Here is a 24842-nt window from a genome sequence, read left to right as displayed (position 1 = left end):
TGAGTCTTAACATTGCAAACAGACATCTCCATTACAGGAGCTGCCTGATCGCCCTACTATTTTAATTGGCAAGAACACTAGGACTGGATCAAGCCATACTTCACAAAACTGTGATACAACCCGTCCTCCTCAATGGCTCCGGTAATGTCATCGGCGATGGCTTTCAGACCGGGCTTCGCATTGCCCATGGCAATGCCTATTTTGCAAAATTCCAGCATCTCGGCATCATTCATGCCGTCTCCTATGGCCAGTGTGTTTTCCCGAGACATGCCCAAGTGTTCCAGCAGATCCGCAATCGCAATTGCTTTATGAATGCCAGGAATCATAAGCTCCCCGCTTCCCTCTCCAAAGATAGGTACGGTACATTGGATTACCTCGAATTTGCCCTGAAATTCCTGCTTGATCCGTTCGAACGGAACGACAGCACTTTCCAGAAAACAAACCTTATTAACATCATCCTTATATAAGTTGGCTTCACCGTAGGTCAGACCCGTAATAAAGGGATGTGGCTTCTGTTCCTTTTTCGCTCTGGCTACCTGATCATTCTCCACATCACCGTATATGCGACGTTCGAGATGGGTTTGAAGATTGCTACTTGCATAGAGGGCCGAATTGGATTCCAGATAGAAATCAATCTGATGTTCATTGAAAAAATCGACCATATGCCGAACGTCTTCAGCCGTTACCTTTTTATGATAGAGAACTTCATCACCGAACTCCACGTATCCGCCACCTGCACCAATCAGACCGTCGAATCCGACGTCCCAGATGGAATCATAAATTTCCGCTTTCGAACGCCCTGTGCACAAATAAAGCAGATGTCCATTCGCACGTGCCTGCCTACAAGCTTGCTGAGCTGAAACAGGTATGTTCCCATCATCATCCACAAGTGTTCCGTCAATATCGATAAAGACTATTTTCTGTGTCCGTGTGTTCATCTGCATCTGCCCCCATTATGTCTCATGCCATGTTGTAACCATCCATTCAGGCAAAACACGTATTCCTCTATGATTTCCCAACGAGCCGGTCTTAGCACATAAACAGCATAATGAAATTACGGATTCCGAGGGGTTCGTTGATCAATTAATTTCTCCAAAAATTCGGCGAAGGAGTCCGCGTACACTTCAGGCTCGCCATTAAAATAATCCAGCCGCATAACCTTGTATTCCCCACGTTCATCAGCGGTGCGTGTATCAAAGTAGTAATACTCGTCCTCATCCGGAATAAACAGTTCCAACTTGCCTTCCTGCTTCGCCTGTTCATCAGCAAGCCGGTATATATACAGAATATCCGTGTCTGCATATTCTCGGTCCTCTGGAGGCGCAACCGTTAGAATTTCTGTCCCGCTTAGCATCGCTTGACCATAATTCAGGAGCCACCAGCGATAGGAAGGAGGCAATGCGAAGCCGAGTTCCTGTTCTACTTCAGTAATCCAGCTCTCCTGAACCTGATGATTGGGGAACCAGCGTATAGCCTCGGTATGTTTCAGTTTATCAATCAGACTTGTATACATAGATACGTCTCTCCGATCTCAACGTTTTCGATTTGACCGTTACCAACTGCGCTCGTTTGCTTGCTTCGACTTGATCATTGCTACCTTCTTTACAGTAAAGATTACTTCCCAGCTGGCTTGTCCATATGCACAATTTGCCACTCATTATGCTCTTCGGTCACGATTGTAAATCCTTGACGCTGCCAGAAATCCACAGCCCCAGGCAAAAAACGGTGGGTGTGTAGGTATAGCGTAGTGTATGGCATTTCTTTTACCACACGCTCCAGCTCTTTCACCAGAAGTGAACCAATACCGTATCTGCGATAGGCAGGATCGACATAACATTTTACAATTTCAGCTGCGGATTGTTCCGGGTACCGACCTTCGATCACCTGAATCCGTCCATCATATGGCACAATGCCGATGGAGCCTACAATGCTTGCTTCTTCCGTTACGGCTACAAGAAAGACTGCACCCGCTGTCTCCATATAATGTTCTCTAAATTGCATCAGATCCGCAGGTATCTGTTCATGATTCATCATTGGAAATACTTCTCTGCGGACACGCATGGCAAAATCAACAGCTTGCTCAATCTGATGGAGCTGAACCTTCATTACCTTGGGCACTGTCTGAAGCTGTGTCACCATATTTTCATTCCTATCCTGTAGATTAGAGCCTGGCTGATAGCAGCTCCCCCGAACCCGCATTCTTAGCGAGCTCGCTCTCTTTCATCATCTTACCTAATTTAATTTCTTCTATCAATCTAGCTGTACTCCTATCCAAAATGATAGAAAGCCCGCGCGATGTGAGAGACTCTGCATACGATAAGACGTGTTACCAAATCAAACTCACAAGGGGGAAAAATTGATGTGGCTATGGCTTGGTATCTCTGCTGCATTTCTGCTCATGCTGGGATTTATATATCGTTACGTAGAAGACATCCTAGAAACGCGAAAGTTTCATCCCCATGCTCCCAAGCAGCTCTTGATCAAATTTAAGGAAGGCACCACGGCAGATCAAATGCACACTCTGCATAAAAAAGGAAGATGCAAAGTTGCCGAAACGTATGAAGATCTCGGCTGGTATCGGGTAGAATCAAACAGAATCATGCATCGCATGCTAAAGAATTATAAGGATCATGAACTCATTGAACATGTAGAACCCAATTACCTCGCTCAGGCATCCTATACCCCGAATGACCCCTACTTCCCTTATCAGAATAACCTGCAAAAGATTAACGCACCTGCGGCTTGGGATATTAGCCAAAGCAACAGCTCCATCAAAATTGCCATTATTGATACCGGAGTACAGCTAAACCACCCCGAGCTTGCCAGCAAGCTCCTTCCAGGTTATGACTATGTCAGCTATGACGCCATCCCCGAGGACGGGAACGGACACGGCACACATGTGGCCGGAATTGCGGCTTCCGTCACGAATAATGGAGCTGGCATCGCTGGCGTTGCTCCGCTGGCGTCCATCGTACCCATTCGTGTGCTGGATGATAGCGGGATGGGAACCATGGGCAATGTCGGCAACGGGCTGGTCTATGCTGCCAATAACGGTATACAAGTGGTTAATTTGAGCCTGGGCGGACCTGTAGGTGATGCCTTCTTGCAAGCTGCGGTACAGTATGCCTGGGACCGCGGGGCAGTCATTATTGCTGCTGCCGGCAATGACAATACTTCGTATCCAATCGTGCCCGCTTCCTACCCCAATGTGATTTCCGTCGCCTCCACCAATCCTTCCGATCTGAAATCCAATTTCTCCAACTATGGTGCATGGGTTGATATGGCTGCTCCGGGTGACAGCATACTGTCGACATATCTCGGCAGCTCGTACGCTTATATGAGTGGTACATCGATGGCTGCACCGCAGGTTGCAGGTGCGGCTGCCTTGCTTGCAGCCCAAGGCAAAACCAACGCCCAGATCCGCGATGCGTTGTGCTTTGCCTCCGATCCCGTATCCGGGTCCGGTGTCTATTGGCAGTATGGCAGGCTAAACGCTCATCGGAGTCTGCAAGTCCCTTAATTGGTTCTTCTCTTAGATAAACATAAAAAAGTGAATTTTCCAAAGTTCTGTTCATTTGAACAAAAGAGGAGCAGAACCGTGTGTAACACAGGACTGCTCCTCCCTTTTTCTGAATTTCACTTACTGGACAGCACTTAGAAGTATTGTGCCCCATGAGTAGCAATGATGTCTTTGTACCAGTGGAAGCTTTTCTTTCTCACTCTTCTAAGCGAACCCGTGCCGTCATTATTTCGATCTACATAGATGTAACCATAACGTTTCTTCATTTCTCCTGTACCTGCACTGACCAAATCAATCGGGCCCCAGCTCGTATATCCAATGATCTCGACTCCGTCCTGAATGGCTTCTGCCATCTCGGCAAAATGACGGTTTAGATAGTCAATGCGGTAATCATCCTCCACCGTATCATTATCCAGCAATACATCCGTAGCACCAAGACCATTTTCCACTATGAATAATGGCTTGCCGTAGCGGTCGTGCAGCTGATTGCAGGTAATTCGCAGACCTTTCGGGTCAATGGTCCATCCCCATTCCGATGCATCAAGATAAGGGTTTTTCACGGAACCAAATACATTGCCCTCCGTTGAATCTTTCAAAATCTCCGGATCTGTGCTAGTGCAGCGGCTGGCATAATAGCTGAAGCCGATATAGTCCACCGTATTCTGCATAAGAAGTTCGGCATCTTCTGGCTGCATCTCAATATGAATCCCGTTTTCTCTGAAGAAACGCTTCGTGTAGCCCGGGTATGCCCCTTTGGACTGAACATCAATGAAGAAAAAAGACTCGCGATCCTGCTCCATCGCCTTCCATACGTCCTCCGGATTGGAAGTGTAGGGATACACCGTACCTGCAGCCAGCATACATCCGATCTGTGCACCGGGAACCATCTCGTGACACGCCTTGACGGCAAGTGCACTGGCTACCAGTTCATGATGCGCCGCCTGATACAGGACCTGCTGCTTATCCTCTCCCTCTTGCAGGACAATACCTGCACCAATATACGGAAGATGCAGAAGCATGTTGATTTCGTTAAACGTCATCCAGTATTTCACTTTGTCCTTATATCGATGGAATAACGTCTTCGCATAGGTTTCAAAAAATCCAATCATCTTGCGGTTCTTCCAGCCGCCATATGTTTGCACGAGATGTACAGGTACATCAAAATGACAAATGGTAACGACTGGTTCGATATTGTATTTCAACAATTCATCGAAGACATCATCATAGAATTGCAGACCTGCCTCATTTGGCTCGGCGTCATCCCCGTTCGGGAAGATTCGGGACCAGGCGATCGAAAGTCTGAAACATTTGAACCCCATCTCGGCGAATAAAGCAATGTCTTCCTTGTACCGATGATAGAAATCAATAGCTTCATGAGAAGGGTAGAACTCGCCTTCCTTGGGTTCGAACGAGTCCAGGTTACCCATCGCAATGGGGAAACGCCTAGACCCGGTAGGGATCAGATCGACCGTAGTCAATCCTTTCCCCCCTTCCAAATAGGCACCTTCCAGCTGATTCGCTGCTGTTGCTCCTCCCCAGAGAAAATTCTCCGGGAAGGAAGTTGGCTTTTCAAACATAAAGCACTCCTCCTCTTCATCGTAACTTGATTTAACCAAGCACCGTCAGCAATTTGTCTTTTTCGTTCACCGATGCATTCTCTGTGCCCACAACATCCAGGTAATTTGAAGTATTCGTAATAATAATGGGAGTAACCGTCTCATAACCGGCATCCTTGATGGCCTGCAGATCAAACTCCATAATCAAATCTCCAACGTTGACACGGTCACCATCTTTCACATGAGCATTGAAATGTTGACCTTTCAGTTGTACCGTATCTTGTCCAATGTGGATCAGCATCTCTACACCATCATCCGTCACAAGTCCAATGGCATGCTTTGTGCGGTAAACCGTTTGTACAACACCTGTGATTGGAGATACCACTCGGCCACTTGTTGGTCGAATCGCAATGCCTTTACCCATATGCTCACCAGCAAACGTAATGTCGTTAATTTCCTTCAATTGAATAACTTCGCCAGCCATTGGGCTGAAGATTTCGTATTTGCTGTTCGGATTGGGATCGAGTGCAGGTGCTGGTGAAGCTGCCGGAGCTGGTACTGGTGCAGCAGCTTCCTTGAAACCAATGACATACGTAAGAACGAAACCAAGTATGAACGCAACGGCTGTTGCAACAAGTGCCATGTAGAATGAAGAATCAACACCTGTGGCCGGGTTAATGAAGGTCGGATAACCGAATACGCCAAGTCCACCAAACATGTACATTTTCGAACCGAAGAATCCCAGTATGGCGCCGCCAATACCACCTGCAATACAGCTCATGATAAACGGTTTTTTCAGTGGAAGGGTCACACCATAGATTGCCGGCTCGGTTACACCGAAGATGCCTGAGATGAAGGCAGGAATACTCAAAGATTTCAGTTTGGCATTTTTAGTTCTCAACATTACGGCAAGTACCGCACCAATCTGAGCAAAGGAAGCAGCGAACGACATGGCAACCACCGGATCCGCTCCGGACGTACTGAGGTTCAGAAGCATGACTGGAACTAGACCCCAGTGAAGACCGAACAGTACGAACACCTGCCACAGGCCGCCAATGATAAGTCCTGTAAGAAGTGGGCTCAGATCATAGATTCCGGTTGCTCCTGCACCGATCAACTGTCCAGCCCAAGTGGATACTGGACCAATTACAAGGAACGTTGCCGGAACGATAACAAGCAGCGTAAAGAATGGAACAAGGAATGTGCTAACCACTTTAGGAATAACATTTTTGAAGAATCTTTCGATTTTTACGGCAAAGAATGTAGCAATAATAATTGGAATAACCGACGATGAATAGTTCATCAGGATCACAGGAATACCAAGGAATGTAATATGAATCGGTGATTCAAACAACGTACCCGCGAATAGTGTGTACAATGGATCTCCCGCAGTCAAACCGGACAGCGTAGGATAAACCAGTGTAGCCCCGATGGCCATACCCAGAAACGGTGAGCCGCCAAATTTCTTGATAGCCGTATAACCTAGGAATACCGGGAAGAAGTAGAACAGACAGTCACCTGTTGCATTCAGCAAATGGTACGTTCCGGATGTGTCCGTCAACCAGCCGAAGGATAGAAACATGGCTGTAAACCCTTTGATCATCCCTGTTGCAGCAAGCAAGCCGAGAAGTGGAGTGAAAACTCCCGAGATCATATCGATAAATCGGCTGAACAGCCCTACTTTTTTCCCCGATTCGTCCTTGTTCTCTTCAACCTGACCTTCTGTCGGCAAGTTGCCCACCTTCACAATCGCTTTATATACATCCGGCACTTCATTGCCGATGACTACCTGATATTGGCCTCCACTCTGCATAACCGTAATAACGCCAGGCAGATTTTTAATCTCTTCTGTTTTAGCAACGCTTTCATTTTTCAGTTTAAAACGTAATCTGGTTACACAGTGGAAAACGCTGTTCACGTTTCCAGAACCACCTACACGGGATAGGATGTCTTTGGCCAGTTGATCGTAATTCATAGTTATTCTCCCTCTCTAAGTAGACTCCCCATGCTTGTGAAACAAAGAAAACCTGAACTACTGAACATACACAACGTGCCGGATGATCCGGAAACAAGTCGTGTTATTCAGCAATTCAGGTTTTGCCCTTAATGGTTGCAACCCTGTAAGGCTGTACACAGCGATATTCGGTTGTTACTTCAACAACTTCATCTTAAAGTAAGTTGCAACCAGTCTACTGACCTGGAGTGATCGGCATTGCCTGATTGAACAGTTACAATCCGATTTTGTATGCGCTTACTTTATGGATTCATAATAGTATAACTTCTGATCTTTTGCAAGCGCTTTTTTAATGGAATATTTTGGTTATATCGATCTACTCTGAAGTGGCGTGCACCACGCGTTCAATATGAATCGACAGATACATCATTTCCTCGTTAGTAAGTTGATACGTGTAGTTATTTTCAATGAATTTTTTGATTTTTTCGGAGCACTTGTGCGCTTCGGGATACTTCTTCTGGATCAGTTCAAACAATTCATCATCATTGTTATTTTTATAGTGCTTACCTTTCACCAAACGCTGGGCGAAAAATTTCAGATGTGTCACAAATCGGTAATAGTTCAGCGAGTTCTCGTCAAAATCCATTTTGAAATGGTACTTGATGATCGTCAGCACCTCTTGCATCACCTGCGTCATGCTTCGAATGTTCGGCATTTCTTCGTTAAGTGCTGCATTTACAAAATGCAATGCCATAAATCCGGCTTCATCTTCCGGTAACAGGACACCAAATTGATCACAAATCATGTTGAGGGCCTCGAGTCCCACTTCGTACTCATCCTTGTACAACTGTTTCGTTTCCCACAGTAGTCCATTTCGTATAGGCAGGTTGTTGCGATATCGCTCAATGGCGAAATGGATATGATCTGTAAGATGGAGATAGATGCTGTCATTCAATTTTTTGCCCAATTTCAGTTTGGCATACGCGATGATCTCTTCGGAAACTTTCATGTATTCCAGCGGTATGCTGGCGATTAATGTTTTGAAATTTTCCTGGATATCTTCGTTTTGCAAAGTAAAGATCTTGTCAATATGCTCCTCGGAGACCCGATCACCTGCCCGCTTCTGAAAAGCTATTCCTCGGCCAATGACGATGACTTCGCGCCCATCCTGAATGGCAACTACAGCATTATTGTTCAGCACCTTCTCGATTTTCACTTTATCCACCCCAATATACAGAAAAAGACAAGCCATACCTTCAACGAGGTCATAGGTCCTGCCCTTTTCAACTTCAATATCTACGATATGTGCGTTCATGGTATTACAATTTTCTACAATGTGCAACAATAAATTTAATTTGGTTCTATCTGTTTTATTTTATTCAGTCTCTCCCGTATGTTCTTGAAGCATTTGCATTAATTCCTCTGGAATTAGTAGAATACACCCAAAAATGAAGAGCAAAACTCATCTAATTTTTGGTCTGAGATAGCCAGTATTCCATACCATTCATGGTTAATGAGAGAAAGCGGCATGTATTACCGACCCGAGGAGAACTATCTCTTTTTTTGCATTAAATTGCATGACGTAACAGACTTGCACGCCTAGTTTTTCTTATTTCTATTTTCCTTCTCCAGTTCAGCTTCAATCCTCTTGTTAATCACACTCATCTCATCGGAACTAAGTTGATCCACTTGCTTGAACTCTTTATCGAATTCGTACTCTTTTGATTCCTTATTGTTCATCAGCCCCAAATGATTTTTAATCGCACGAATGTCCTCACGAAGATACAACGTATTTCGATAATTATCCACCACAAGACCAAGTATAATGCCAATGACGATGACAGTGCCGTACGGAACCAAAAGACTAACAATGGCTCCTGCAATCATCAAGACTAATACAAACAAAATGATTCAACTCCTTAGAATTTGTAAATATTAATACAATCGTTTCTCATACGATTCTTGCATAGAACGGTCGACATCGTCCTCCGTAACACCTAATTTGCTAGCATGCGCAGCGATAATACGTGCTGGTTTGGGTAATTCCTCCTTGACGAGCCAGTTCTCAGGTTCCCATGTGTGCGAACGTTTAAAGGCTTTGCCACAATGCATATAGCACTCTTCTACCGTTACAGCGATACCTAGTTTGGGTGTTTTGCCCTGCGCCTGCATTTGCGTCATCATGTCCATATCCCGAATAATCATCGCTCTGCCATTGATACGCAGTGTCTCTTCAAGTCCAGGAATAACAAAAATCAATCCAATGTGCGGATTGGACAAAATGTTTAGCAACGAGTCAAAACGTCGGTTGCCCGGCCGTTCAGGAATGACCAGATGATGCTGATCGACGACGTGTACGAATCCTTTTCCGTCACCTCGGGGAGATACATCACAAGAGCCAGAACGATCACTGGTTGACATAAAGAGCAGGCCAGAACGGGCAATGAATTGCTGACAATGCTCATCCAGATAGGCAATCGATTTATTCTTCACCAATTCTCCCGGTGTACCGCAGATCTCTCGAAGAACGTCCTCCGACGCTATGATGTCTTTAAATATGTTGTTGGTCAACATGACCACGTCCTTTCTATCCTTCTAAATATCTTGGTGATTAGCTGACTATAGATCAAATCTTTTCTTGATGGCTTCTGCCACCTCTTCAGGACTTTTATGTGTGTTATTGATTCGAATATAGTGCTCATGTGTAAATTCTCCAGGGACTGAATTCAGTTGGTGCTTGTTCATGCTATCTAGCAAATCCTGTTCGGACCATTCTACGTTTCGCTTCGTTGCCTTATGCAGCAGCCGGTGAGGACTCCGGTTACGTTTCAATCGCTCAGGCATATCTGCCTCCAATTCGACATAACACACCTGTCCGCCATGAGCAGTGAACAGCTCACTGATTTTACGGATATATTCTGCATCCTCTTTAGAATCAAACGCCCACACGTATGTAAAGATCAAGCCGGGAAGATTGCTCTTCGCCACTTCTTCAAAAATTTCCTGGCGAAACAGACTCACCAGTCGTTTACCTTGAGGTGTACCATAACTGAAATAGGGAGCTACCAGTTCAATGGTCATGTGATTATGAAACAACTTCAGATCCGTGATCTTCTCTAGTTCCTGGCCGACAGTCATCTTCCCGACCGCTTGTGGACCAAAAATGATGACAAACTTCATCCCATCACTCCTCATTTGGGTATAAATGATTTGAATTTTCTGGACATTCATCCATAATACCTCTTTAAAAGCAAATAAAAAAGAGATTCAAGTTCCCTCTTTTTTCATCAGGAGCCTTAGAATCTCATTCATATTTTTAAAAATAATATTCAAATTTATCGCCCAATCAGCGCCCAGCCCCATTTCATTCGCCGTAATCCAATCGCTATCAACCAAGAGAGCAGCAGGGCAACGACGTATGACAGTAGTATGCCAAGACTAAAATGCCGGGCCAGTTCCACCGAGAACTCCCGTCTCCAGAATAACAATACTAATGGGTGCATCAAGAAAACTCCGAAAGCAACTGTACCCAGTGAGTCGAAAAGACGATGAATCCGATGTGCTCGATCCCGCTTTTTTGCCGCCATTCGTTCACATCCCATCAACAATAACAAACATGCAGAAAGTGTAAACAAATTCCGGAACAAAAACAGCAAGCTATACATCATGATTGGAATTGCAGTTAAGGATGTTTTTATGTAGACACTGCCATATACAAATATAAAAGCTCCGCTTAAAAAGGCCAAAATTAAGCCATAGCGGTATGAACGCAGTTTCCCCAGAGAAACATTAAAGTTTAGGCCAATCCACGCGCCAAATCCAATAACGATCAGGTAACTCGGCAGTAGACTTCCCATTCGTTCGAAGTGAAACTGAAGATGCAGCGCAAAAAAGACAGCCTGAGCTGCAACAAAGAATAAGGGCAGATAACGCTTAAATAAACGAAACCGGGTTAGTGATAACAGTAACGGAAATACCGCATAAAACTGAAGAATAATAAGAAAAAAGTATAAGTGCGTATGGGCTGTTCCTGTGAGCAATTGTTTAAGAAAAAACGTAAAATGAGACATTGGATCATGACGTGCCAGCAGCTGTTTGACCGCAAAGTAAATGAATGACCACATCACATAAGGCACAAACACATAGAGCAGACGCTTTTTATAAAATCCGAACACCCACCCTGTTTCCTTCACCCTGGCACTATAATTGTAGAACAAGACAAGGGAGGACAAAAACAGAAACGCAGGCACCGCAAATTGCAGTATACTGTTCCAGAAAAAATAAAAATCATGGCCTTGCGAATGAGTTGGGTAATGTGTAACTGCTGTGGATGTTGCATGGATGGCAACCACCGCCATGATGGCAATAGCCCGAAACAGATCCAGATATTCAATTCGCCGGGGCCGATTAACCGGTTGATTCATGATAAAACCTCACTTATGACTGATATAGGATGATAGTTTCCGGCCGCAATCCAGATTCTACACTTCATTGTAATCAGCCTGAGAGGGTTATACAATCGATATCCATATTATTTTCGTCAATCCACACCCATATTCAACATTTTTCGACATTATCAATCCAGAATCGCTCCACTACGTTACCATCTGGCTCAACATAATGTTGATCCTGCACTCCCCCATTACGAAGAATGACTTTTTTGGAAGCGATATTGTGGGCGTCGCACACAACCAGCACTTTGGTAATTCCAAGCTCCCGAGCCTTAACCAGGCTCAGTTCAAGGATCTGTGAACCATAATGGTTCTGACGCTCATCTGGACGAATTCCATATCCAATATGTCCACCACTGTTGAAAAGTTTGTCCGTAAGCTCATGCCTGATATTTACGGCACCAACCATCTTGCCGGTCTCTGTTACAAGCCAGTATGTACTATCCTTGACCCACCCTTCCGGAATGTCAATTCCTTGTTCACTTCGATGAAGAGAGGCTATCATTCCTTCAAAATCACTTGGATCTTTTGCAATAACCCAAGGTACCATCAATTCTCCACTTTGGAGCCAATCCTGATAAAATGCCATGTAAGCTTCTTTATACGCAATCGATGGTCTAACGAGTCTGACTTGTTCTTTTGTCATACGAAGTACACTCTCCTTTCCCTGATTCTACAATTACATTAAATAAAAATGAAGAAGGACCTGCGTTAATGCAGCTCCTTTTTTCACAATTCTTATATTCCTCTATCTATATTACTTTATGATTACGTGCTCCGATTCCTCCACACACTTGTATGTGAAATGGTAACTTCCCGATCCCAAATCAATCTTCACGTGGGATTCTCTCGTTTGAACCCCCTGAAGATGAGGCACCTTGTGCAAAGGAAGGCCACCCTCCATAACTGTCTGAAGGCTTGCACCCGGCAAAACAACGGTACCAGTTGCATTTGCGGGAATGGTTACGTGCACTTCCATCTCATTGTGTTCCCGGCGATACCAGTTTGAACCCACACGTCCATACATTGTATCAAGACTTGCTTCCACCCAATCCAGACCCGGACCAGGCTGCGGCTCAATATGCACAACATGGAAACCCGGAGATTGCTCACCGGAACGAATGCCTGCAACATAACGGTATAGCCACTCTCCAATGGCACCGTACGCATAATGGTTGAATGAATTCATATCTGCACTCCATAGGCTTCCATCTTCTTTTATTCCGTCCCAATGTTCCCAGACGGTCGTCGCCCCTTTCGTTACCTGATACAGCCAGGACGGGTAGTCTTCCTGAAAGAGCAGCGTGTAAGCCAGATCATGATGCCCCGTTTCGCTGAGTACCGGATTCAGGTATGGCGTTCCAACAAAACCGGTTGTCAGATGATTCCCTGCATCTGTAACCAGTTTTCTCAGTTGGTCGATAGCCCGCTGTCTTGCCTTGGAATCCAGTAATTCAAAATGCAGGGCAAGAACATGGGCTGTTTGTGTAGGAACCGCCAATTTCCCCGAAGGCGTAACAAATTCCTCACGGAAGGCCGTTACAATATGTTCATGCAAATTTGCATAGTATGCTTCATCTTCGCCCTGCCCAAGAACTGCGGCCGCCTTTCTCACAAGTGAGACCGAATAGGCATAAAACGCAGTTGCCACAAAGTCCTTGTCCGTGGCACCAATGTAGCTGTCCGGCTTGGAATCGAGTCCAAGCCAGTCCCCAAAGTGAAATCCCGTGTTCCATAAGTATGGATCGTTACCTTGCTCATAAATATAATGAACCCAACGTTTCATGCTATCATATTGCTCGGCAAGCAATCTGACATCCCCATACATCTCGTAAATGGTCCAGGGACAGATGACCGCTGCATCGCCCCAAGCAGCCGACGAATGACTGGTATCTCCCCAGCCCTCTGAAGTTGAACTTCTTAGATCCGGAACGAAAAAGGGAATACCGCCGTCCTCGCCCTGATCTGCCTGAAGATCCCGCAGCCATTTCGTGAAGAAGGGACCCGTGTTCATTAGATATGAAGCTGTCCGAATAAACATCTGGGCGTCGCCGGTCCAACCAAGACGTTCATCCCGCTGTGGACAGTCTGTCGGTACGTCAAGAAAATTCCCCTTTTGTCCCCAAAGTATGTTGTGATGAAGCTGGTTTACAAGCGGGCTGGAGCATTGAAAATCACTTGTTCGCTCCATTTCGGAGTGCATCACCACTCCCTTAAAGTCATCAAGATTTATGGATTCCGCGAATCCAATGAGCTTAACATAACGGAATCCCTGAAATGTGAAATGGGGTTCATATGACTCAACCCCCTCACCTTTTAAGGTATATCGAATAGACTGCGCTGCTCCGCGCAGATTCTCGGTATAAAAATTACCCTCATGATCCAAAATTTCAGCGTGTCTTAACTCAACGGTATGCCCTTGTTTACCCTCGATGTTGAATTTCACCCATCCCACCATATTTTGCCCCATGTCCAGCACGCGGTCTCCCTGTGGTGTTGTGATCAAGGCGATAGGTTCGAGCTCCTGCACCTTGGTAACAGGTACATTCTCCTGAGCAACGATAATATCCTTGGTATATTCCAGTACTTCTACAGTTGACCAACGGTTTGAAGTGTTATCTGTCCAATCTGTCTCCAAGCGCGCATCGTATGTCTCCCCCATGTAGATATCCGACATACGGATGGCACTGCTCGCCGTCTTCCAGTCTCCATTAGACAGAAGGGTTTCTACCGTTCCATCCGCGTAGTGAATATGGAGTTCCAGCAGTAAAGCTGCTTGATCTCCGAATATCCTCTTTTCTTTATTCCATCCCAAATGACCTTTATACCAACCGTCACCAAGGTATGCACCCAGAATATTCCCACCTGCTTGAAGAAGATCAGTGACATCATACACCTGGTATTGCAACCGCTTACCATAACTGGTCCATCCAGGCGTAAAATAATCCTGACCCACTCTCTTGTTATTCAGGTGCAATTCATAGAGTCCAAGAGCTGTTACATATATTCTTGCACGAGTTACCTCTTGTTTCAGTTCGAAAGTCGTACGTAGGCGAGGACAGGCCGTATCATGCTCATCTTCGGGTCTTGACGTAATCCAATCAGCCTGCCAAGCATTCTTGCTGTCCATCAGTCCCATCTCGAAGAACGCTGCTGCTGACCAGGCAGATTGCTCTTCAGCAGTGTCCCAGACACGAATGCGATAATAATACCGGGTTCGTGCCTGAGGCTCCCAACCAGCCAGTTCCACATGAATGGACTGATCGGAGATTACTTTCCCGGAATCCCATTCAGTCTGTTCATGGCCATCCGTTAGAGACAATTGAATTTGATAGGCGGATTGAACACAGTTTCGCTGGTCCGACTGCAATTGCCAGCTTAATCGGGGTGATTTTACATCCAGTCCAATCGGATTTACTTTATACTCGCAACGAAGATGATTGATGGTCAACATAGGATAAACATTCCTTTCCATCGTGGTTTCCAACACAGGCTTACGCTATAATTATACTGATCCCGCTCAAGGAAATACCCGGTAATGAGGACTGTTTAACCCGGTAATTCGGCCATAACCATAAGGAGGTGAAGACATGAACTCTTCTGTGCACCTGTTAAAAAGTGAACTCTTCTTCAACTCCGAACTGCAGCTCTTTGTTAATAGATGTACCGAGGACTTCAACCTCCCTTTCCATGCCCATGATTTCTTGGAATACAGTTATGTTGCGGAAGGCGCAGGTTTCCATCACATTGATCAGGACATTGTCCCGGTTCAAAAAGGCATGCTCTTTGTCATCCCGGTCGGTGTTCCCCATGTATTTCGTCCATCATCCTCCAATGTCTCAGAGCATCCGCTCATCATATATAACTGTCTGTTCCATACCGAGCTGATACATAAACTGTCCCTCACCATTCAGGAAGAGGACATTCGAAGCCACCTGATCGATTTGGCCAACAATGAGGTCTCTTATATATCCATTGGTGATCAGAATCGTCAGATTGAAGAATTGATGTTGAAGCTCTACCACGAAACTTCGGTTGCGGGAATCGGATCTTCCACCATGCTGTACACCCTCGTTTGCCAGCTTATCGTAACGACCTACAGACAGCTTCATCAGAAAAGGCACGGTGAACAAAGGCCATCTTCCGATTTTGAATACATTCTTCAATATCTGGATCAGCATCTTAGCATGCGCATTCGCATGAGTGATCTATCTCACCGATCAGGTTGGAGCGAAAAGCAAATTGGTCGCATGTTCTTGAGCTATACGGGCCAGACGTTCAGCTCTTACCTCCAGCACCTGCGCATACAAAAAAGCCGTGAACTCCTGAAGAATTCACAGCATAAAGTTAGCCTCATCGCTGAGCTTGTCGGCTACCGTGATGTAGATACATTCTACGCCGTTTTCAAACGAATTACAGGGGAAACTCCGCTGACATACCGCAAAAAGTCCAGAACCTGAAGTCCTGGACCTTCCTTTTGGTACTTTGACTAGCCACTTGCAGTCTCAAACAAATCATCTATGTACGCTTTGGCACCTTTCCAACTGGACATCAAGGGAAACGGATATTGTTCCCGTTCACTCCCATTCCATGGATGCGGAATGCAAATGACTTTTTTCCCCTCTTTCCAGGCAGGAATCAAATTATGTGCTCCGTCATCAATTAACAAGTCAAAGTTAATCAAATTTTTCCGTTTGCATGTGATAAACTGCTCCGGCGTGATAAAGGGCATATGGCGCTGAAGCCAGTTCCACTTTTCCACCACGGTCTTCGGGTCTGCTGCCGTTACAATAATAACATCATAAGCTTCATTCAGCTTCTGCATTTCATCCACAACGTACTCGTCATACAGCTCCAATTCCTCGAATAGTCCCGGCCGACCATAAAAAACATCATGAGTACTCTCCGGATGACGCAAGTGAGACGTATCCCAATGAGTCATATCCTCATAACGCAGCGGATGGGTCGGGAAGTTGATGTTGTTGTGGTAAATGGCTCGCCGGACCAGATGACAGATCGTATCATCCATGTCTACAGCAATAATTGGTTTCTTCATGTTATCCCTCCCCCGTACGAACACAGTATATCACCCCGGGTGTCATGAAGCTATTCTTTTTACCATCTCCTCTATGGGTAAAAAAAAGCCGCCCCCTGCGCCGCTCATCTGCTGCGCCTGGGGCTGCCATTATGAATTAAGCCAAATCTTCACCGTTGGAAGCAATGACTTTTTGATACCAGCCAAAGCTTTTTTTCTTATAACGGTTCAATGTACCTTGTCCGTTATCGTCCTGATCGACGTAGATTACGCCATAACGCTTGGACATCTCGGAGGTGGATGCACTGATGATGTCGATCGCTCCCCAGTTTGTGTAACCCATGAGGTCCACACCATCCATAACGGCTTCCTTCATTTGCGTAATATGTTTTCTCAGGTAGTCAATCCGGTAATCATCGTTAATGGAACCGTCAGCCTCAACTGTATCCTTGGCACCTAATCCGTTCTCCACAACGAATAACGGTAATTGATAGCGGTCATACAGCTCCTTGAGCACTACGCGAAGACCGATTGGGTCAAGCTGCCAGCCCCATTCTGTACGCTCCAGATTCGGGTTCTTGATCGTGCTGTACAGATTGCCACCGGTCACTCCATATTCCTCAGGATTTACGGCAGATACCAGAGAAGTGTAATAACTGAATGAGATGAAATCGACTGTGTGCTTTTTCAACAGCTCTTCATCGCCTGATTCCATGACAATGGAGATCCCATGCTCAGCCCAGTAACGTGCCATGAAGGTTGGGTAACTTCCGCGAACCTGCACATCGGTATGCAGCAGATTCAGTTGGTTATCAATCTGTGCCTGTAACACATCTTCCGGTTTCGAAGTGGCCGGATAGTGAATCATGCGAGCGAGCATGCAGCCAATCCGAAACTCCGGATTAATTTGACGTGCTTTTTCCGTAACCAGACTGCTGGCAACAAATTGGTGATGAAGTGCCTGATACGAAGCCTGCATCACGTTATCCACACGGTCTTCGATAATGCCTCCACCTGTAAACGGCTCGATGATGGTTGTGTTGATTTCATTAAACGTCAGCCAATATTTCACTTTGTCCTTATAACGGGTCATCACCGTTTCGGCGTATCTCAAGAAATGGCCAATCACTTCCCGGCCAGCCCAGCCGTTATACTTCAGTACCAGTGCCATTGGCATTTCATAATGAGAAAGTGTTACGAGTGGTTCAATGTTGTGCTTGCGCAGTTCATCGAATACTTGGTCATAGAAGCGCAGTCCTTCTTCATTAGGTTCCGCATCATAACCGTTCGGGAAAATACGCGGCCAGTTGATTGATAGACGAAATGTCTTGAAACCAAGCTCAGCGAATAGCGCAATATCCTCTTTGAAGCGGTGATAAAAATCAATGCCGTAGCGTTTCGGATAACCCTCCGCACTATGGTGGGACATCGCTTTCTCAACGGTTGCAGTCGTCACATGCATGAGCTCTCTTAGATTGGTGTAGTCTTTTTTCTCAAAATAAGGAACCATGTCCGCCGTGGACCAGCCTTTGCCACCTGCATCGAATCCACCTTCAGCCTGATTGGCGGCAATAGCGCCGCCCCACAGAAAGCCTTCCGGAAATCCTTGTCGATTAATCATGCGTATCTCTCCTCTTCTCGTTGATTAAGATTAAATTTGGGCTTTCAATACCTCTTGACCCATCGTGATCTCACCCAAATTTACTGGCTGAATGTCTTTGTAATCAGCTGTGTTCGTAACAACCATGGCCGTTGTAATGTCATATTCTTTTGCAATTTGATCGAGTTCGAAGGAAAGCAGCTTGTCCCCGGCCTGGACACGAGTTCCGGCAGCAACATGGGATTCGAAGTATTGTCCGCGCAGTTTGACCGTATTGATCCCTACATGGATCAGAAGTTCCATGCCGTTATCACTGCGAACAACGATTGCATGTTTTGTTTTGAACACATTCATAACCGTTCCTGTAACTGGAGATACAAGCTCGCCCACGCTTGGAACAAACGCAACACCTTTACCCATTAATTCATCGCCAAACGTTGGATCATTGACTTCTTTCAGCGGAATTGCTTTTCCTGTCATCGGGGCTACAGCTGTCGCATCACTTGTTGGTGTTGGTGCACCCATATCATCCACGTTCACTGCTGCCTCATTGGAAGGCGCTGCTGCTGGCGTAGAAGAAGCACCAGGGGAGAATTGAGCGAGCGCTTCTGCGTCTCCTTCTTCTTCCTTAATTCCAAATACCGTGGACATAATCGCACCTACCACGAAAGCAAGAATCATACCAATCAGGGAATACCAGAACGTTTGTCCAATCAGGGAAGGCAGTCCAGGAAGTCCGCCGTTACCCGCAAGTACATAAGCTTTGGCTCCAAAGGCCAGTGCGAATCCGCCACCTACAGCACTACCGATCATGGCTGCAGCAAATGGCTTTTTGTATTTCATGTTTACCCCGTACATTGCCGGTTCAGTTACACCCATGAGGGCTGTAAAGCTGGTCGATAATGCAACGGTTTTGAGCTTTTTGTCTTTTGCCCGGAAAAATACGCCGAGAGTTGCACCGGCTTGACCCATATTGGAGATATACGTCAGCGGCAAGAATTTATCAAAGCCCAGTGTAGCAATGTTACTCAGGATAATCGGAACAAGTGCATAGTGCATTCCTGTCATAATAATCAGCGCCATTGCACCGCCAAGCACGATACCTGCAACCAATCCGCCTTCATTCAGCAGCCAGTTAATACCGCCGGACAATCCATTACCTACGAATGTACCCAATGGACCGATCGCGATCAGCGTAACCGGAACCATAACAAGCAAAGTAATCAACGGAACAAGCAGCAGCTTCAAAGCGGCCGGAATTACGCGGTCAACCCACTTCTCAACATAGGACATGAGCCATACGGCCAGCAAGATCGGGATAACCGATGATGCATAGCTTACTGCCGTTACCGGGATGCCGATAAAAGCAACGGATTCGCCGCTGGAGAGCAGTGTGCTCATATCCGGATACATCAACGCCGTACCTAATGCAATCGCAACAAACGGATTACTGCCGAACTTGCGGGCAGCGCTGACTGCAATCAGCAGTGGCAGGTAATGGAATACACCATCACCGATGGCTGAGAGAATACGATAGGTGTCCGTACCTGCTGACATCCAGCCGAGAGATACAAACAGGGCAAGCAAACCTTTGAGCATACCTGCAGCGGTGATCGCTGGCAGCATGGGTGCAAATACGCCTGCAATCGTTTCAAATATTTTAAGAATTACATTTTTTTTGTTATCCGACTTGGTCTCTTTCTTTTCCGGGCTCTGCTGCAGTGCTGGATGTTCTTTGACCATCGCATCAAACACTTTTGGTACATCATTACCAATAATGACCTGGAACTGGTCGCCGGAAATGTTGGTCCCCATGACCTTGTCCAGCTTCTTGAGTGTACCGTTATCCACTTTGTCATTGTCTTTCAATTCAAAGCGAAGACGGGTAATACAGTGGTACACCGAGTTGATATTATTTGTGCCCCCAACGGCTTTGATAATTTCCTGTGCCGTTTCCTGATGGTTCATGATGTTTTCCTCCTCATATTTTCCAATAAAAAATACCCGAACGAATACGACACGTCATGTGCGCGTCATTTCATTCGGGTATTGCCTGATTGAACAGTAACAAGCCCATGGGATATTCAGTTAACATCTAATTTTCTCGCTTGGTTTTCATTAACCGCTCCAGATGGAGCGTGAGATATAACTGTTCCGAGTGTGTCATGTCGTATTGATAATTCTTATGGATAAACGTTTCGATCTTGCCGATACACTTGAAGGTTTCCGGATAGTTTTTCCGAACCACCTCGTATAAATACTCCTCTGCATCATCATGAGTTGAATGCGTGATGACTCTCTGGCAGAAGTACTTCAAATGTGTGATGAAACGGAAATAGTTAACGCTATCTTCATCCAACTCGACATTGAAGTGATATTTGATAATGTTCATGATTTCCTGAAGCAGCTGCATGAGATGAGTCACATCATTCATGGAATCATTGACTTCCGCATTAATGAAATGCAGTGCAATATTGCAAATCTCATCTTTGGGAAAATCAATATCCAGTCTTTCCTTGAGCAGCGTGAGCGCTTCTCGGGCGACATCGTACTCCGCCTTGTAAAAGTGCTGCACTTCCCAGGAAAGCGGATTCCTTGTAATCATGCCCTTTTCCATTCGCTGGACAGCAAAATGAATGTGATCCGACAACGAGACATAGATCCCGTCACTGATGGTTTTATTCAGTTGCGTACGCGCCAGCGTTACGATATCATCCGTTGCCTGCAGAATTTCAATCGGCACTTCTGTGACGATGGACTTAAATTTCTCATAGATCGATGCATCCTGAAGACGGAATACTTTCTCTATCCGTTCCTCATCAATTTCATCACCGACTTTGAACTTAAACCCGATACCCCGGCCGAGGATCAGCAGTTCCTGATTTTTGTCATCCACGGTACTGACAATATTGTTATTAAATATCTGTTTAATAATCATTTTGGACCACCCGTTTTTTTTGAGGATTAAAAAAGGGCAAAACCAAAATAGAAATAATAAAATCATTTCCATAGTGGTTTTGCCCGCATTACCGGTAACAAGCCTCGGGTATAATTTATCACAACCTGAAAACGGTGTCAACCAAAAATGCTACCACTGTCTTATTTGCATCGGATAATTACATAGAAAAATCCTTTTTATTAGGGCTTTAAACTTAGCGATTTACTTCCTATCAGGTATTTCACCTGTTTACCCCTATAGAGTATTGCCATCGAACGGTGGTGTGAAACCTTATTAATATATACTGGTTATTCTAATTCATTCGGGTATCATCTTTTACTTCAGTAAGCAAAGGCTTGTCACTTAACGGTTGAAATCGTACGAGCTTATAACTGTTAATCCATTCTTCGCTTACTGCATTTAATACAATTATTTCTGCGAGGTACTGTTTCTTTAACTCCGTTAACTTCACATCTACAGTAGAATATTCAATTTCATCAATGCCATAATAGACGTAAATCCACCCCTCATGCTCAGCAGCTAACACTTCAAATTTTCTGGCTTTGCCCGCTTCGTCTTCAATTACCTCCATGACCTCAAGTGGTGCCTGAGCAAGTTCAATCGTCTCAAAAGCAACTTCAGGAATCTGGGACTGGTCTCTAATCCAGTAGAGATAGCCAGCCAATATAACCAACATCAGACCCATGACGCGCACTAATCGATTTCGTATTCGGGAATGTCTTTTTGTGTTCAACTGATCATCTCTTTCTTAGAAGTATGTATGTTAATATCCTAGTTTCCGAAATATATAAGCTCTATTTATATAAACACAGGTTAGATGCTTTTGGTTTGCTTAAAGCAAAGACACTTCCATAAAAAAAGACCCTTCCTTTGAAGGGCCTTTTACTATTATTGTTGGAATGTCACATGAATCTGAACAATTTCAGAGCGACTGCTCGTGCGGATTGGCGGTCCCCAGAAGCCATAACCCGAGGTCACAATGGAATGCATCGAACCTTTTTGCAAGTAACCCCAATCGTTCTCGTAGATCGCCTGCGTGATGAATTGAGCTGGTGCAATCTGGCCACGGTGGGTGTGACCGGACACAACCAGATCTACATGATTCTGCTCCGCTATATCCAGATCATACGGCTGATGATCCATCATCAGCACCGGCTTGCTGAGATCGGTATCCTGCATCAACGTTGCCACTTCAGCACGATCGTCTTCCGTTCTGTCTTTCCGTCCAATCAAAGTGATTTTGTCGTCCAATATGATCTTATCATCGTAGAGAACCTGCATATTGCTCTTCTCCAGCGCAGCAATCAGATCTTCAATCGGACCGTCGAACTTGTCATGATTGCCCAATGAAGCGTAGACTCCGTAAGGCGCCTGGATACCACTGATAATATCTGCGATGCCACTACCCAGGTACATGTCCAGATTGTCATCGATAATATCACCGGGATAGAGGACCAAATCAGGCTTCAAAGCGTTAATTTCCTCCACCATGCGCTTGGCATGTGCCGGTCCTGATAGAAGCCCAAAATGCATGTCGGCAGCCATAACAACGTTGAGACTGTCGATTCCTTCCACCTTTTTATCAATCTGAATGCTGTACTCTCTGACGACTGGACTATACGCATTGTAGATCCCGTATGCCATCGTAGAGAGAAGTAACACCAAAGTAACTACACCCGCCCACTTCTGCGTGTGATGTCTGGGAATCCGCGTTAATCGGAGCAACCACAATGTTAAATGGATAACGGGCAAGATCAGCAGCAGCAACGAAAAAATTGCAAGCCAGTAAGAACCAATTACACTTAAGAAGGATATACTTCCAAACAGCCGGGCCAGAATGAATGAAACTGCAAGAAATACAAGGGCCACAATATAGAACCATCGAAATCTGGCTGACACGACAGGCTTCATCCAGCTCCAGCCGCTCCAACCTATGTAAAACACCAATAAACCGTATACCACCAAAAACAAAATGCCTGCCAATACGAACATGCTCCGGTTAACCTCCACGTCAGTAAGTTGATTGCTGAATTTACACCAAACAAACCATAACTAGTAGTCTGTCTGAACCAGTATAACGCAGTTTGCAGGGTCGAGGCATCACCTTCACCAGCATAGATACGTACATTTTATTACAATTTGGGAATGATTAAATTCCAACCACTCGCAATTGATAATATTGAGTAGTATGGTACCTAGTTAAAATAAAAAAAACATGCCTGCATTCGTCTAGAATATAACACTTCTAAACGATGCAAGCATGCTTGCTTGTTGTGTTCAGTACATTGAATCAACAGATCTTACTCGTTTGTATCCATCCATTGGAAGTGGAATGAACCTTCTTTGTCCACACGTTTGAAGGTGTGAGCACCGAAGTAGTCACGTTGCGCTTGCAGCAGGTTTGCAGGCAAACGCTCTGTACGGTAGCTGTCGTAGTAGGAAAGCGCGCTGGAGAAGCCAGGTACCGGAATACCTTGTTTTACAGCAGCTGCTACAACTTCACGCCAAGCATCCTGGTAGGATTCAACGATATTTTGGAAATATGGATCCAGAAGCAGGTTTTTGAGTTCTGCATCTTTGTCATAAGCTTCTTTGATGTTTTGCAGGAACTGTGAACGGATAATGCAGCCGCCGCGGAAGATCATCGCGATGTTACCGTATTTCAGATCCCAGCCATACTCGTCGGAAGCCGCACGCATTTGGGCAAAGCCTTGTGCATAGGATACGATTTTACTTGCGAACAATGCTTTGCGTACACTTTCAATGAACGCTTTTTTATCGCCGGAGAACGCTTCAGCTTTCGGTCCATTCAGGATTTTGCTCGCAGCTACACGTTCGTCCTTCATCGCGGACAGGAAACGGGAGAATACGGATTCCGTAATCATGGACAATGGTACGCCGAGATCCAGTGCGCTTTGGCTTGTCCATTTGCCTGTACCTTTTTGTCCGGCCGCATCCAGAATAACGTCAACCATCGGTTTGCCGGTTTCCGGATCGTATTTGGAGAAGATATCCGCCGTAATCTCAATCAGATAGCTGTCCAGTTCGCCTTGATTCCACTCTGTGAAGATTTCGTGCAGTTCCTCAACGGAAACATTCAGAACGGATTTGAGCAGGTGGTAGGCTTCCCCAATCAACTGCATATCTCCGTATTCAATACCGTTGTGCACCATTTTGACGTAGTGTCCGGCACCGTCTGGTCCGATGTATGTGCTGCAGGCATCATCGCCAACTTTGGCAGAGATCGCTGTCAGAATCGGTTCAACCAGTTCGTATGCACTTTCTTGACCACCTGGCATGATTGCTGGGCCTTTCAGTGCGCCTTCTTCGCCGCCGGATACACCAGCGCCAATGAAACGGAATCCTTTCGCTTCCAGCTCTTTGCTGCGGCGCTGGGTATCAGGGAAGTAGGCGTTACCTCCATCAATAATGATATCGCCCTCATCCAGATGAGGCAGCAATTGTTCAATCGTCGCGTCAGTCGCTTTACCGGCTTGAACCATGATCAGAATTTTGCGCGGGGATTCCAGGGATGCCACGAACTCTTCAATGGAGAACGCGCCAGTCAGGTTTTTTCCCTCAGCTTCTTTCAAAAGATCATTCGTTTTCTCCGGCGAACGGTTGAACACCGATACGGAAAATCCCTTACTTTCGATATTCAGGGCCAAGTTTTTGCCCATTACTGCAAGTCCAATAACACCAATCTGTTGTTTACTCATTATGTCCTCCCCATGCTCTTTGTTTTATAGGAAACGTTTAGTCTGATT

General features: G+C 45.5%; 21 protein-coding genes. 2 read left to right on the top strand and 19 right to left on the bottom strand.

Annotated elements, in window-relative coordinates:
- Positions 1-77 precede the first annotated feature (77 nt).
- The 3 genes from PIL01S_RS05660 to PIL01S_RS05650 form a co-directional block, all read right to left on the bottom strand.
- Positions 78-938, bottom strand: coding sequence for a Cof-type HAD-IIB family hydrolase (locus PIL01S_RS05660; RefSeq protein ID WP_127536666.1), 861 nt, complete (start codon positions 936-938; stop codon positions 78-80).
- Between the two features lie 116 nt (positions 939-1054).
- Entirely contained in the window at positions 1055-1513 is a 459-nt protein-coding gene (locus PIL01S_RS05655) for an SMI1/KNR4 family protein (protein ID WP_127536665.1), read from the bottom strand.
- Between the two features lie 101 nt (positions 1514-1614).
- Complete coding sequence (locus PIL01S_RS05650) at positions 1615-2139, bottom strand: GNAT family N-acetyltransferase (protein ID WP_246058101.1); 525 nt, start codon at positions 2137-2139, stop codon at positions 1615-1617.
- Between the two features lie 220 nt (positions 2140-2359).
- Here PIL01S_RS05650 and PIL01S_RS05645 point away from each other — a divergent pair, with 220 nt between their 5' ends.
- The gene (locus tag PIL01S_RS05645) at positions 2360-3520 is read left to right on the top strand and encodes a S8 family peptidase (protein WP_127536664.1); all 1161 of its coding nucleotides are present in this window, start codon (positions 2360-2362) and stop codon (positions 3518-3520) included.
- Positions 3521-3654: 134 nt separating this feature from the next.
- On the opposite strand, the gene PIL01S_RS05640 is transcribed toward PIL01S_RS05645, so the two are convergent.
- The 9 genes from PIL01S_RS05640 to PIL01S_RS05600 all read right to left on the bottom strand — a co-directional run bounded on the left by PIL01S_RS05640 (position 3655) and on the right by PIL01S_RS05600 (position 14935).
- Positions 3655-5097, bottom strand: coding sequence for a 6-phospho-beta-glucosidase (locus tag PIL01S_RS05640; RefSeq protein WP_127536663.1), 1443 nt, complete (start codon positions 5095-5097; stop codon positions 3655-3657).
- Between the two features lie 31 nt (positions 5098-5128).
- The gene (locus tag PIL01S_RS05635; RefSeq protein WP_127536662.1) at positions 5129-7051 is read right to left on the bottom strand and encodes a beta-glucoside-specific PTS transporter subunit IIABC; all 1923 of its coding nucleotides are present in this window, start codon (positions 7049-7051) and stop codon (positions 5129-5131) included.
- A gap of 355 nt (positions 7052-7406) precedes the next feature.
- Positions 7407-8246 (bottom strand): BglG family transcription antiterminator LicT, encoded by an 840-nt coding sequence (gene licT, locus PIL01S_RS05630; protein WP_127537188.1) that lies wholly within the window; start codon positions 8244-8246, stop codon positions 7407-7409.
- Between the two features lie 383 nt (positions 8247-8629).
- On the bottom strand, positions 8630-8935 hold the full coding sequence (locus PIL01S_RS05625) for a hypothetical protein (RefSeq protein ID WP_127536661.1): 306 nt from the start codon (positions 8933-8935) through the stop codon (positions 8630-8632).
- A gap of 30 nt (positions 8936-8965) precedes the next feature.
- Entirely contained in the window at positions 8966-9604 is a 639-nt protein-coding gene (locus tag PIL01S_RS05620) for a pyridoxamine 5'-phosphate oxidase family protein (protein ID WP_174818669.1), read from the bottom strand.
- Positions 9605-9649: 45 nt separating this feature from the next.
- Entirely contained in the window at positions 9650-10210 is a 561-nt protein-coding gene (locus tag PIL01S_RS05615; RefSeq protein ID WP_127536660.1) for a DEAD/DEAH box helicase family protein, read from the bottom strand.
- Between the two features lie 155 nt (positions 10211-10365).
- Entirely contained in the window at positions 10366-11454 is a 1089-nt protein-coding gene (locus tag PIL01S_RS05610; RefSeq protein WP_127536659.1) for an acyltransferase, read from the bottom strand.
- Positions 11455-11587: 133 nt separating this feature from the next.
- Entirely contained in the window at positions 11588-12127 is a 540-nt protein-coding gene (locus tag PIL01S_RS05605; protein WP_127536658.1) for a GNAT family N-acetyltransferase, read from the bottom strand.
- A 111-nt stretch (positions 12128-12238) separates the two neighbouring features.
- The gene (locus PIL01S_RS05600) at positions 12239-14935 is read right to left on the bottom strand and encodes an alpha-L-rhamnosidase (protein ID WP_127536657.1); all 2697 of its coding nucleotides are present in this window, start codon (positions 14933-14935) and stop codon (positions 12239-12241) included.
- A 136-nt stretch (positions 14936-15071) separates the two neighbouring features.
- Here PIL01S_RS05600 and PIL01S_RS05595 point away from each other — a divergent pair, with 136 nt between their 5' ends.
- Positions 15072-15941 (top strand): helix-turn-helix domain-containing protein, encoded by an 870-nt coding sequence (locus PIL01S_RS05595; RefSeq protein WP_127536656.1) that lies wholly within the window; start codon positions 15072-15074, stop codon positions 15939-15941.
- 29 nt (positions 15942-15970) lie between these two features.
- Here PIL01S_RS05595 and PIL01S_RS05590 read toward each other — a convergent pair whose 3' ends face one another.
- The 7 genes from PIL01S_RS05590 to gndA all read right to left on the bottom strand — a co-directional run bounded on the left by PIL01S_RS05590 (position 15971) and on the right by gndA (position 24794).
- A complete protein-coding gene (locus PIL01S_RS05590; protein ID WP_127536655.1) occupies positions 15971-16537 on the bottom strand; it encodes a 5' nucleotidase, NT5C type in 567 nt (188 codons plus the stop codon).
- Between the two features lie 136 nt (positions 16538-16673).
- Positions 16674-18137, bottom strand: a complete 1464-nt coding sequence (locus tag PIL01S_RS05585; protein WP_127536654.1) for a glycoside hydrolase family 1 protein — start codon at positions 18135-18137, stop codon at positions 16674-16676.
- 30 nt (positions 18138-18167) lie between these two features.
- Entirely contained in the window at positions 18168-20084 is a 1917-nt protein-coding gene (locus PIL01S_RS05580) for a beta-glucoside-specific PTS transporter subunit IIABC (RefSeq protein WP_127536653.1), read from the bottom strand.
- 127 nt (positions 20085-20211) lie between these two features.
- Positions 20212-21054 carry a BglG family transcription antiterminator LicT gene (licT, locus tag PIL01S_RS05575; protein ID WP_127536652.1) on the bottom strand — a complete coding sequence of 281 codons (843 nt, stop codon included), beginning with the start codon at positions 21052-21054 and terminating at the stop codon, positions 20212-20214.
- A gap of 313 nt (positions 21055-21367) precedes the next feature.
- Entirely contained in the window at positions 21368-21808 is a 441-nt protein-coding gene (locus tag PIL01S_RS05570) for a hypothetical protein (protein WP_127536651.1), read from the bottom strand.
- A 155-nt stretch (positions 21809-21963) separates the two neighbouring features.
- Positions 21964-23067, bottom strand: a complete 1104-nt coding sequence (locus tag PIL01S_RS05565; protein WP_127536650.1) for a metallophosphoesterase — start codon at positions 23065-23067, stop codon at positions 21964-21966.
- Positions 23068-23375: 308 nt separating this feature from the next.
- Positions 23376-24794, bottom strand: a complete 1419-nt coding sequence (gndA, locus tag PIL01S_RS05560) for an NADP-dependent phosphogluconate dehydrogenase (RefSeq protein WP_127536649.1) — start codon at positions 24792-24794, stop codon at positions 23376-23378.
- Positions 24795-24842 lie beyond the last annotated feature (48 nt).

Source organism: Paenibacillus illinoisensis NBRC 15959 (genome assembly GCF_004000925.1).
Lineage (GTDB): Bacteria > Bacillota > Bacilli > Paenibacillales > Paenibacillaceae > Paenibacillus > Paenibacillus illinoisensis.
This window is presented reverse-complemented; position numbering and strand designations above follow the sequence as displayed.